Genomic DNA, 12,412 nt, shown 5'->3' on the forward strand with positions numbered 1-12,412 from the left:
TCACAACATGAGTAAAATTACTGCCGCGATAACAGGTGTGGCTGGCTACGTTCCGGATTACGTGCTAACGAACAAGGAACTGGAGACAATGGTGGACACGAATGATGAATGGATCCTTTCACGCACAGGAATTAAAGAAAGGCGCATTCTGAAAGGCGAAGGGAAAGGCACCTCGCACATCGCAGTACCGGCAGTACTGGAATTACTCAAGAAAACCAATACCAAAGCAGAAGAAGTAGAACTGCTCATCTGTGCCACTACAACCCCTGACATGGTGTTCCCGGCCACGGCCAACCTGATCACAGCAGAAGTAGGTGCCGTAAATGCCTTTGGTTATGACCTGCAGGCAGCCTGCTCAGGTTTCCTGTACGCATTGGCTACCGCCTCTAAATTCATCGAATCTGGTCAGTATAAAAAAGTGATCGTAGTAGGCGCCGATAAGATGTCTTCTATCATAGACTATACAGACCGCACCACCTGTATTATTTTTGGTGATGGTGGTGGCGCTGTGATGTTGGAGCCAAATACGGAAGGTTACGGCATCATAGACTCAGTTTTAAAATCTGACGGTACCGGTGCTCAATTCCTGCACATGAAAGCAGGTGGTAGCCGCAAGCCGGCCACGATGGAAACCATCCAGGCCCGTGAGCACTATGCTTATCAGGAAGGACAGCAGGTATTTAAGTTTGCTGTGAAAGGTATGGCAGATGTTTCAGCCGAAGTGATGGAACGCAACAACCTCACCGCACAGGATGTTGCCTGGCTGGTGCCCCATCAGGCGAACAAGCGCATCATCGACGCTACGGCAAATCGCATGGGCGTAGGAAGCGACAAAGTAATGCTCAATATTGAGCGCTACGGCAACACGACAAGCGGTACGATTCCACTTTGCCTATGGGAATACGAAAAGCAGTTGAAGAAAGGTGACAACCTGATTCTGGCAGCTTTTGGTGGTGGTTTTACCTGGGGTGCCATCTACTTAAAGTGGGCTTACGATCCGAAATAATCACTATCTTATATAAACAGAAAAAGCGGCTGATCGGCCGCTTTTTCTGTTTATATACAAAGTACAAAGCTTCAGACTAGACTTAGGCTACATCGGCACGCAAAGCGAAGCGCTTCTCTAACTGCGTAAGCAGGTCCTGAAAGCGATCAGATAACTTCTCAATGTCCTTCATACCAGCATGTGCCTGGTCTATACTGCCTCGACGGTACAGGCTGAACAGTTGATTCGCATTTGACAGCAAATCATCATGCGTCTTTTGCAAGCTGTACAACTCAGGCTCGCTGCCGTACTTTACTTTGCCTACAGTCGTAAACCAATTGCTGATCGGGCCAGCATTCGAAAAGAACTGACTGTCGAGCGCCCCACCGTACAGCACAGAACGCACTTTAGACTTAAACAAAATATGCTTAATCCTGATCTGCTGAAAATCTACCTGCGCTGAATTCACCTATCTCTTTCCTGATTGCTTCTCCTGCTAAAATTCATCTACAGCTACACCCAAATCCTGCAGCTTTTTCTTAAGCTGGTATTTGTCAGTCACGTTAAACCCAGCAATCAGAATACCGACGATCTGATCATGCTCGTCAAAAAGTGGTTGGAAAATGAAGGTAAGGTAATTATCCTCCAGTTTTCCCTCGGCGTTCGCAAGCTTTACAATGATCTCTTTGGCTTCGAAGGTTTCGCCTGTCTGGTATACATTGTCCAAAACTTGAATATACCCCTGGTCTGCAACTTCCGGCAGCGCTTCGGCCACCGTTTTCCCGATAAGGTCTACATGAGGGAACAGGTCCTGGTATTTAGGATTGACCATTTCGTAACGGTGCTCAGGACCTTTTAAAATACCAAAAAAGGTTGGGGCTTGCATGATGAGCCGTTCCAACGTCATGCGTTCGGTCTCTACTTTACGAAACGCAAGTTGCACCTGATCAGCCAATTCGGACATTTGTTCGTTACTGGCCAGTAATTCCTGCACGAGTTGTTTCTGCTCATGAATATCGCTGCAGGTCCCCAGCCACATCCTGATCGATCCGTCCTCATTTTGCATGGGTTGGTAGCGGCTCAGGTACCAGCGGTAATCCCCATCTTTGTCACGGATGCGAACTTCCATTTGGCTGGCTTCTTTTTTCTCAAGTGAATGTTTCCAGGCTTTTAAGGCTACCGGAAGATCATCCGGATGAATCGTCTCTTCCCACCTGCCTGCCATCAACTGCTCAATAGGTATACCTGAGTATTTTTCCCATTGCTTATTGAAGTAAGTGGAGTTTCCTTCGGGATCATCAGCATCAATCAGTTGGGGCATAGAGTCCGCCATGAATCTAAATTTCTGCTCTATATCCTGCAGCGCCTTCTTGGCATTCTCCCGCTCAGTTACGTCCTTGGTTTCCTGTATCACATACACCAGCTCACCTTTCTCGTTCAAAATCGGTGTATGGGAGGCTTCCCAGAAACGCTCATGATAACCGCTTCCGTCAGGCCGGGCTATTGCATAACGAATCACCTCCAGGTATACCTTTGTACCTTTCCGGATGGCTTCTTCAATAGAAAGACGAACCGGGTTTTCTTCATAAGACACGTTGGGCTCCGGAAAAGCCTCTAATAAAAAGTGCTTCCCTACAATGTCGTCTAATTGCCGCATTGTCACTTCCAGGTAGCGCTTATTGGCTCCTACAATCTTCATGTCGGGGTCAAGCAGCACCATGGCTTCGGGAGTCTGTTCAAAGATCAGCTTATAATCCATGCAAAAGAGATTTTCATTAAAACATGCACTGGTCAGGCGCAATAAGCATACAACCATACGCAAAAAGGTAAAAAGCGCATATCCTGTAGTAGCTTATTTTCAAAAATAAGGCTAAATTATACATAATATTTTGTTCACCTGTCCTTTCTACAGCCTTTGTTTAACAGAGCCAATTAATAGACCCGTCAGCCGAAATGCTGTAAGCTTTTTAATCAATATTTGAGTATAATACCTAACTTTGTTTGCAAGACAGCGATTTGCGCTATACTTTTATCGTTCCATTTAATATCAAGCGTAACAAAACCATACTATGGCAACCACAGCTGACATCAGAAACGGTCTGTGTATGGAATACAATAATGACTTATATGTTGTTATTGAATTTCAGCACGTAAAGCCAGGCAAAGGCCCCGCTTTCGTAAGAACAAAGCTTCGCAATATCAAGACAGGCAAAGTGCTCGACAACACTTTCTCTGCTGGCCACAAGATCACCACGGCCCGGGTAGAGCAGCGCCCTCACCAGTACATCTACAAAGATGACATGGGGTATAATTTCATGGACATGAATTCCTTTGAGCAGGTAGCGCTTGAAGAAAAGATGGTTCCTTTCGCTGATCTGATGAAAGAAGGCCAGGAAGTTACGATTCTGTATCATGCCGAAACAGAAACTCCGCTTACTTGCGAGATTCCTCCTTTTGTGGAACTGACGATCACCTATACAGAGCCGGGCATTAAAGGCGATACTGCCACCAATGCATCAAAACCAGCGATCGTAGAAACTGGCGCTACTATACAGGTACCGTTGTTTATTGGCCAGGATGAAAAAATCAAAGTAGACACAAGAACTTATTCTTACGCAGAAAGAGTAAAATAGAAAACATGAAAGCTAAAGAAATCCAGGACCTTATTGACTTTATCGCCAAATCTGGTTTGAATAAAGTAAACATTGAGACAGAAGAGTTCAAGATCTCGGTAAAGCGCGATCCAGACCAGCAAGTGACGTATGTAAAAGAGGCTGCTTCCGCTCCGGTACAGCATGCTGCAGCTCCGGCTGCTGCCCCTGCACCTGCTCCGGCAGCTCCTCAGGCGGCCGCCGCTCCGGCTGCTCCTGCTGCAGCGCCGGCCAACGACGACAGCAAGTACATCGCCATCAAAGCGCCTATGATCGGTACCTTCTACCGATCTTCCAGCCCAGACAAGCCAGCATTTGCCAACATAGGCGACGAGGTGAAAAAGGGTCAGGTGATTTGCATCATCGAGGCGATGAAACTCTTTAACGAAATCGAATCAGAGGTTTCTGGTAAGATCGTGAAAGTGCTGGTGGACAATGCCAACCCAGTAGAATACGATCAGCCACTGTTCCTGGTAGATCCTAGCTAATTCATTGATTTGAAAGTTTGAAAATGTGAAGAATTGAAAATGGAGAAGGCGTGTCCCTCTCCATTTTTATATCATTCTCACTAGAATCTCTACATTTCCAAATCGCCAAATCTTCAAAACCGACATTATGTTTAAAAAGATACTAATCGCTAACAGGGGCGAGATTGCCCTGCGCATCATCCGTACTTGTAAGGAGATGGGCATTAAAACGGTAGCCGTATACTCTACAGCCGACAAGGAAAGCCTGCATGTGCGCTTTGCCGACGAGGCCGTATGTATCGGTCCTCCGCCAAGTGCACAGTCGTACCTGAACATGCCAAACCTGATCTCGGCTGCCGAAATCACAAACGCGGATGCTATTCACCCTGGTTATGGCTTCTTGTCTGAGAACGCTGAGTTCTCCCGCATTTGCGCTGAGCACAACATCAAGTTCATCGGTGCTACACCTGAGATGATCAATGCCATGGGCGACAAGGCTTCGGCCAAGGACACCATGAAAAAGGCTGGCGTACCTACTATACCTGGCTCTGACGGCTTGCTTAAGTCAGCGGAAGAAGGAAAGAAACTGGCTAAGAAAATCAAATATCCGGTAATCATCAAGGCTACTGCAGGTGGTGGTGGCCGCGGTATGCGTATCATCAAGAGCGAAGAGGAGTTCGACAAGGCATGGAACGATGCCCGTACGGAGTCCAAGGCTGCTTTCGGTAACGACGGTATCTACCTGGAGAAATTCATCGAAGAGCCGCGTCACATTGAGATTCAGCTGATCGGTGACCAGCATGGTCAGGTAGCGCACCTTTCGGAGCGTGACTGCTCTATCCAGCGTCGTCACCAGAAGTTGGTGGAAGAGACACCTTCTCCGTTCATTACCGACGACCTGCGTGACCGTATGGGGAAGGCTGCTATCAAAGGTGCCAAAGCCATCAACTACGAAGGTGTAGGTACGATCGAATTCCTGGTAGACAAGCACCGCGAGTTCTACTTTATGGAAATGAACACCCGTATCCAGGTAGAGCACCCGATCACAGAAGAAGTGATTGACTACGATCTGATCAAAGAGCAGATCAAAGTAGCAGCCGGTCATAAGATCACAGGCAAGAACTACTACCCGAAGATGCATGCCATCGAGTGCCGCATCAACGCAGAAGATCCGAAGAATAACTTCCGCCCTTCACCGGGTAAGATCACCAACCTGCACGTGCCAGGCGGTCACGGTGTTCGCGTAGACTCTCACGTGTACTCTGGCTACACCATTCCGTCGAACTACGACTCTATGATCGCAAAACTGATCGTGAGTGCGCAGACACGTGAAGAGGCGCTCGTGAAAATGAAGCGCGCCCTGAGTGAGTTTGTGATCGAAGGTATCAAAACTACGGTTCCATTCCACCTGAAACTAATGGATGATCCGGGCTTTAAGGAAGGTAACTTCACAACAGCTTACCTCGACAACTTTGACTTTAGTGCACTCTAAGCAGCTAGCACTTAAAAAAAACCGGTTCAGCAATGGACCGGTTTTTTTATTTTGGCCCGGTATATGTGGTTTCAAAATATAGAGCGTTTAGCATATTTGCATTAACTTAGTTAACTGTCTGAAAGGAAACCGAAATGAAACCTATAAAGCTTATTGCTGCCCTATGCTGGGGTATGCTAGCCTTACAGCTGAGCAGCTGCGTATCCGTGGTTATGATGGAAACAGTGCGTCCGCCCGTCGTGCGTGTAAGCCCCGACCAATGGAAAGTACTGGTGGTGAACCGCTATGACGCGGCTACACAGGCCTCGAATAAAAACAGCAATGTGATAGAAGTGTTACGCGAAGGGGCCTATCAGGCGGCCGGAGGCGTGATGGGAGCCATTTACAGCGACTCTACCTTTGTGCTTATCAACCCTGATCAGGCCGTGACACTCCCCCCCTCCTCTCCACAACTGTGTGCAGGCGAGGTGCAGGAACTCTATAAACAATACAACCCTCACCTGATCCTGACACTCGACAAGTTTGACACGCGGTTCGGGAAGCAAATAGATTCTTATGAAGACGAGGATGGCTACAAGACCAAGACAGCCAACTTTGACCTGGTCGTAGCAAGCATCTGGTCGCTTTACGACAGCACAGGTACTTTGCTGGATCAGTCAACGATAGAACAGCAAACATACTACGATTCGCGCACAGTGATAAGTGGTCTGCTTGCCATTGGACCGGCCATGGGGAAAGCAGGTCCTGTTGTAAATGAGCTAGCTGTGGAAACAGGGTATAGCTATTGGGATCGTTTTTATCCGCAGCCGCTGGTGTTGGCAAGGCAGATCTATACTGGTAACCCCTTTCAGGATCTTAACTTAATGTTGCTGATGGGGCAGTTCCAGCAGGCTATTACCAAACTAGAGCCCTTGGCGCAGGACCTGTCCACTAAAACAGGTATAAGGGCTGCTCACAACCTGGCCATTGCTTACGAAGCCGCAGGTGATTACGAGCTGGCAACGCATTGGGCACGCCAGGCCCAAGGCAAAGGTGATAAGCTGTCCAATAACCTGATTCAACTTTGGGCTACTGCCGGTCTGATCAAATAAATGAAACTCTACATAAAACAGCAAAGCCCGACCTAAGTTGGCCGGGCTTTGCTGTTTTATATGCTATAGCTATAACTTAGGTAGTAGCAGTCTGTTCTTCTTTCTCGATCATTTCTGTCAGTTCGCCATACCACGCTTCGCCATACTTGCGGATCAGCGGTTCTTTCAGGAACTGGTATACCTTCACGCCTAGATCAGCGCCAAAGTTACAGGCAGCGGCGCAGATGCTCCAGCGATCGTAGTTCAGCGCTTCAAAGTCGTCGTATTTCGTAATACGGATAGGATACAGATGGCAGGATATCGGTTTTTTCCAGCTGATCTTGCCATCGTAATAGGCCTGTTCAATCGCGCACTTGAGTATACCTTTGTTATCATAAAGCGCATAGGCGCACTCTCTGTTTTCGATGGTTGGAGTAGAGTAGTCACCCTCAAAATCTTCGATGTAAAGGCCCTGCTCTTCTATAGCCAGCTTTCCAGCCCCTGTCATATAAGGCTTGATGTGCTCGTAGTTTTCCTCCAATATAGTCAGTTCCTCTTCGTCGAGTGGCGCACCGAGGTCGCCCTCTATACAGCAGGCCCCTTTGCATTTTTCGAGATTGCAGACAAAGAAATTATCACGGATGTCGTCGCTGATGACGGTATTTTGAAGAACAATCATGTGTAGGCGGTAAAATAAGCGGTCTTATACCGGTGTCACCGGCAAAGTAGAGACAAAATTAAAGTTAAATAAGTTTAGACTAACGTTTCGGTGCTCTTGCACCTGCCGCCATCAAAATATTCTGCACGCTTTCACGCTTGGCATAGTCCATGGCTGTTTTGCCAGCATAGTCACGCAAACTTGGGTCAGCGCCTGCATTGATCAGCATCACAATCACCTCGTTGCCTCCATCCAGCTGACAAGCCAGCATAAGCGGGGTGATCCCTTCCAGGTTCTGGATATTGGGGTTTGCCCCTCCTTTTAACAAGCGGCTCATCTCCATCATATGCGTTCCGTTGGCGAAGCGCACTGCATAATAGAGCGGGGTGTTGCCTTTGTTATCTACAATATTCGGGTCGGCCTGATACTTAAACAGTGTATCCAGCAACTGTGCCTGCTCTTGTTCGAATCCCTCTGTATTGATGCGGGCGCCGTACATGGCATAATGCAGGGCAGTCATTCCATCCTGATCGGTTGCATTCGCATTTGCGCCACCACGCAATAGAAGACTGGCTACCTCCAGTCGTACATCCGGCTGGTAGATCACACCATAATCTTCAAGCAGCAGCGGAATATAAATACCGTGCATCAGTGGAGTGCGTAGTCTAAAATCAAAGTCATAACCATTGGGAATAGCCAGTGTGTTCACGTTTGCGCCATTGCCAAGGGTACGATGCACGATTTCCGGGTTACGTTCAATTGCAGCCAATACCAGCTTCTGATCAGTGGACTGGTTCAAGTATTTGAGCTGCTCAAAAGCATTGGAACTGCCCTGCGAAATGGCCTCGTGGTAGAGTTTGCGTGCTTTTTCAGGTTCCGGCTTTCCGATATTACCTTCTTCATACAGCAGACCCAAGGTATAGAGCGCTTCCCGTTCGCCAACAGCGGCCCCTTTTTCAAGCCAGTACTTCGCCCGCGCCACATTTTCCTTTACACCCTCCCCTGCCAGGTATAGGTTTGCCAGTGAAGTATAGGCCACCACATCGTTTAGTTCAGCAGCCCGCTTGATATAGGTATAGGCATACTCCTTGTCCTGCATTTCGCCATAGCCGGTGTAATACATACTGCCCAGGATGCGGTTACTGAAGGCATCGCCGGCAATAGCCATATCCCGGATATCGAGAGCGGCACTGCGCATCAGGCGGGTAAAACGCTGTTTGTCCTCTTCGTTGCGCAGGGTCATCAGCTCAGCCAGACCCAGATTACCGAAGAGGCTGCTGCCCTCCAGTGCTTTCTCAAAAAGGATGCGGGCAGTGTCCGGATCAGCTACGTAGAACTTCTCCGGGTTGCGTACATAGGCGACCGAGTCGGATGTGATGATGGTGTTAATGGGTGCTCCATCCTCACGTAGCTCGCCATATTGGTGCATACGGCCCATGAAGTAATAGGCAGCTGCCTCGTCACGAGCCGCCGCCTGTCGGAACTTGGCATAGGCTTCGTTGTATTGCAGCCCGATGTAAAGGTCCATTGCTTCCTGCATTTCAGGTGTACGCCATACCTGTTTGGCAGAGCGAGGCACCTTTGCCTGTCTTAGGGAGTCAGGTATAACCTTGACAACCTGACTGGTATCGGTTTGCGCCATAGCCAGATGTCCGGCCGGGAACAGTGCAAGGAGCAGGAGTAGCTTTTTCATGCGAGGTAATGGGATCATATTTTTTTAGGTATAGCGCAGGCATCAAGTGACTGCAGCAACCCTCTCAATTTTACAAAGATACAGATAATGCGGCGTTTCTCTAAAAAGCCCTGCCCGAAGACACGCAAATCAGAGGCCAAAAACGCATTACTTTATAAGAAACCAATTGGAAGGGCTATCTGGTTCTCTAAATGTGCAAGTGCCGTTCCTAAAACGGATTGGAATGTGTAAATTGCATGAATTATCAAAGAAGCACGCGGAAGAGACGAAATGGATTATATTAGTTTACTGAACGAGTCGCAGCGCAAGGCAGTCCTCCATACCGAAGGCCCTGCCATGATCATAGCGGGTGCTGGCTCAGGCAAAACAAGAGTACTTACTTACCGGATCGCCTACCTGATCAGCCAGGGGGTGGATCCATTCAACATACTGGCTCTGACCTTTACCAACAAGGCGGCCAAAGAAATGCGCCACCGTATCGAAAAAGTGATCGGAAACGAGGCCAAAAACATCTGGATGGGCACCTTTCACTCGGTGTTCTCCCGCATCTTAAGAGCGGAGGCTGATAAAATTGGCTACCCAAAAAGCTTTACCATTTACGATACGGACGACTCCAAAACGCTCATCCGTAACATAGTGAAGGAGATGAACCTGGACGATAAGCTTTACAAGCCGAATATTGTGCTGGGTCGTATCTCTTCTGCCAAGAACAAGCTGATCTCAGTAAAGCAGTACCTCAACGATGCGGTAATTCAGGCCGACGACGAGGCTGCCATGCGCCCGAAGATCGGGAAGATCTATGAACAGTACGCGAACCGCTGCTTCAAGGCGGGTGCCATGGACTTCGACGACCTGCTCTTCCAGACCAACGTGCTGTTCCGCGACCATCCGGACGCGCTCAACAAATACCAGAACATCTTTAAGTTCGTGATGGTGGACGAGTATCAGGATACGAACTACTCTCAGTACCTGATCACACGTAAGCTGGCTGCTCAGAACCGTAACATTGTGGTAGTGGGGGACGATGCGCAGTCTATCTATGCCTTCCGTGGTGCTGATATTCAGAACATCCTCAACTTTGAGCGTGACTATCCGGAGCTGGAAGTGTTCAAGCTGGAGCAGAACTACCGCTCTACCAAGAACATTGTGAACGCCGCTAACTCGGTGATCAAAAACAACTCGGCCCAGCTCAAGAAGGACGTTTATACCGACAATGAGCAGGGACCGCTGATCGAAGTGATCAAGGCCAATTCCGATAACGAAGAAGGCAAGTTGGTGGCCACGACCATTTTTGAAGATAAAATGAGCAACCACCTCTCCTACGACGACTTCGCCATTCTGTACCGCACCAATGCGCAGTCCAGAGCCATGGAAGAGGCCCTGCGCCGCATGAACATCCGGTATAAGATCGTGGGCGGTTTGTCATTTTACCAGCGCAAAGAAATCAAGGACCTGATCGCCTACCTGCGCCTGGTCGTGAACCCGAATGATGAGCAAGCCTTGCGCCGCGTGATCAACTACCCGAAACGAGGTATAGGCGAGACGACAGAGCAGAAACTCTTTGTGACGGCCGATGAAACCAACCACTCCGTGTGGGAAGTGATTCAGAATGCCGGTCAGTTCCTGGGCAACCGCGTAGGTACGGCGATTGAGAACTTCTCGATTATGATCAGGGATTTTGCCCGCATTGCTGATAACCAGGATGCCTTTGAGGTAGCCAAGCATGTAGCTAAGCACTCCGGTATTGTAGACGACTTGTACCAGGACAAAACCGTAGAAGGCCTGGCCCGTTACGAGAACATACAGGAGTTGCTCAACGGTATAAAAGAGTATGTAGACGATCCGGAGAAAGAAGACAAGAGTCTGTCGGCTTTCCTGCAGGACATCGCTCTGATCACGGATGCCGATACCAAAGCTGATATGGATGGGGAGTTTGTTACCCTCATGACGATCCACTCGGCCAAAGGTCTGGAGTTTAAGAACGTGTTCATTGTAGGTATGGAGGAGAACCTCTTCCCGAGCCAGATGATGTTGAACTCCCGTGCTGATCTCGAAGAAGAGCGTCGCCTGTTTTATGTAGCCATTACCCGCGCCGAAAAGAAGCTATACCTGACGTACGCCACCAGCCGCTACCAGTGGGGCAACCTGCGTTCGTGCGAAAAGAGCCGCTTTCTCGACGAGATCGATCCGAAATACCTTAACTTCAAGTATGGCGAGCAGAACACAGCTAGCAGCGGTGGCGGAAACGTGTTTGACCGCGTCCTGCAGCGCAAGAGCAGCATCAGCAGTCTGGTACAGCCTCCGGCCCGTAAGCAGGCCGCTACAGCCTATACCGCTCCTGCCGATTTCAAGCCAAGCGATACGTCCAATCTGGCGGCCGGCATGAAAGTAGAGCACCCTAAATTCGGGTTTGGCGTAGTAACCAAAATAGATACACAGGGAAATAGCTCCAAAGCTATCATCAACTTTGATGAAGTAGGCGAAAAAACCCTGCTGCTGAGCTTTGCCAAGCTGCGTATACATGATTAATTGAGAGCGTTAGTGATTGAGTGAATGATTGTTTTATTTTTGATTTAGTAGTCGAGTGAGGAATTTTTTTTGATTGATTAATTTCGATTTCCAAATTTCTAAGCTCACTAAATTGCCAAACTCTCTCAACCACTAAATCAGTAACTCACTCAATAAAAATATATCCCTACATTTGAGATTCATAAATTGAGATAATGGAAGCAAGTACCACCTTTAAGCAAGACCTGTTGCTGCGCGAATACGGCAGAAACGTTCAGGACCTGGTCAACCACATCCTGTCGGTAGAAGACCGCTCGGAGCGCACACGTCTGTCGCACCTGCTCGTCAACCTGATGGCCAAGCTCAACCCGCAGTTGCGTGACACACAGGACTTTCAGCAAAAACTATGGAACCACCTGTATGTGATGTCCGGCTCTAAACTCGACGTGGATGCTCCTTACCCGCTCAGCGCCATGGAGTACCTCAACGACAAGCCACAGCGCATGCAGTATCCGCTTAACACGCCCAGGTATAAGCACTACGGCCAAAATGTGGAGTTGCTCATTCAGCGTGCTACAGAGCTAGAGGATGACCAGGAGCGGGAGGCCGCAACTATATCAATCGGAAAACTGATGAAGACACTGTACCGGTCTTATAACAAAGACAGTATCACTGACGACGTGATCCTCAACGATATACAGCAGATCTCTAAAGGTAAACTGAATCTGGACCTGGCCATGATCGAGAGCAATAACCTCTTCGAATCTGTGAGCAGCAAGTCACAGGACAGTGGCAGCAACCGGTCACAACAGCAACAAAACCGCGGCGGTGACAACCGTGGCCGCAAAAATACCAGATCAACTTCCAATCAACGAAACAAATAGTATT

General features: G+C 48.6%; 11 protein-coding genes. 7 read left to right on the forward strand and 4 right to left on the reverse strand.

Features of this window, described 5'->3' with window-relative positions:
• Positions 1-7: 7 nt before the first annotated feature.
• Positions 8-1,006 (forward strand): beta-ketoacyl-ACP synthase III, encoded by a 999-nt coding sequence (locus tag AC5FX6_RS06105; protein ID WP_493596133.1) that lies wholly within the window; start codon positions 8-10, stop codon positions 1,004-1,006.
• 82 nt (positions 1,007-1,088) lie between these two features.
• On the opposite strand, the gene AC5FX6_RS06110 is transcribed toward AC5FX6_RS06105, so the two are convergent.
• On the reverse strand, positions 1,089-1,406 hold the full coding sequence (locus AC5FX6_RS06110) for a histidine kinase (RefSeq protein WP_493596134.1): 318 nt from the start codon (positions 1,404-1,406) through the stop codon (positions 1,089-1,091).
• 75 nt (positions 1,407-1,481) lie between these two features.
• Positions 1,482-2,744 carry a PAS domain-containing protein gene (locus AC5FX6_RS06115; RefSeq protein WP_493596135.1) on the reverse strand — a complete coding sequence of 421 codons (1,263 nt, stop codon included), beginning with the start codon at positions 2,742-2,744 and terminating at the stop codon, positions 1,482-1,484.
• Between the two features lie 310 nt (positions 2,745-3,054).
• Here AC5FX6_RS06115 and efp point away from each other — a divergent pair, with 310 nt between their 5' ends.
• The 4 genes from efp (at position 3,055) to AC5FX6_RS06135 (ending at position 6,686) form a co-directional block, all read left to right on the forward strand.
• Positions 3,055-3,618 carry an elongation factor P gene (efp, locus tag AC5FX6_RS06120; protein ID WP_493596136.1) on the forward strand — a complete coding sequence of 188 codons (564 nt, stop codon included), beginning with the start codon at positions 3,055-3,057 and terminating at the stop codon, positions 3,616-3,618.
• A 5-nt stretch (positions 3,619-3,623) separates the two neighbouring features.
• Positions 3,624-4,124 carry an acetyl-CoA carboxylase biotin carboxyl carrier protein gene (gene accB / locus AC5FX6_RS06125; protein WP_493596137.1) on the forward strand — a complete coding sequence of 167 codons (501 nt, stop codon included), beginning with the start codon at positions 3,624-3,626 and terminating at the stop codon, positions 4,122-4,124.
• Between the two features lie 127 nt (positions 4,125-4,251).
• Positions 4,252-5,595 (forward strand): acetyl-CoA carboxylase biotin carboxylase subunit, encoded by a 1,344-nt coding sequence (gene accC, locus AC5FX6_RS06130; RefSeq protein WP_493596138.1) that lies wholly within the window; start codon positions 4,252-4,254, stop codon positions 5,593-5,595.
• A gap of 173 nt (positions 5,596-5,768) precedes the next feature.
• Complete coding sequence (locus tag AC5FX6_RS06135) at positions 5,769-6,686, forward strand: DUF6340 family protein (protein WP_493596139.1); 918 nt, start codon at positions 5,769-5,771, stop codon at positions 6,684-6,686.
• Positions 6,687-6,762: 76 nt separating this feature from the next.
• Here AC5FX6_RS06135 and AC5FX6_RS06140 read toward each other — a convergent pair whose 3' ends face one another.
• Complete coding sequence (locus AC5FX6_RS06140) at positions 6,763-7,344, reverse strand: DUF3109 family protein (protein WP_493596140.1); 582 nt, start codon at positions 7,342-7,344, stop codon at positions 6,763-6,765.
• 79 nt (positions 7,345-7,423) lie between these two features.
• Positions 7,424-9,034, reverse strand: a complete 1,611-nt coding sequence (locus AC5FX6_RS06145) for an ankyrin repeat domain-containing protein (protein WP_493596141.1) — start codon at positions 9,032-9,034, stop codon at positions 7,424-7,426.
• A gap of 252 nt (positions 9,035-9,286) precedes the next feature.
• Here AC5FX6_RS06145 and AC5FX6_RS06150 point away from each other — a divergent pair, with 252 nt between their 5' ends.
• Complete coding sequence (locus tag AC5FX6_RS06150) at positions 9,287-11,545, forward strand: ATP-dependent helicase (RefSeq protein ID WP_493596142.1); 2,259 nt, start codon at positions 9,287-9,289, stop codon at positions 11,543-11,545.
• 194 nt (positions 11,546-11,739) lie between these two features.
• Positions 11,740-12,408 carry a DUF4290 domain-containing protein gene (locus tag AC5FX6_RS06155; protein ID WP_493596143.1) on the forward strand — a complete coding sequence of 223 codons (669 nt, stop codon included), beginning with the start codon at positions 11,740-11,742 and terminating at the stop codon, positions 12,406-12,408.
• Positions 12,409-12,412 lie beyond the last annotated feature (4 nt).

Source organism: Pontibacter sp. LHS2 (genome assembly GCF_058932845.1).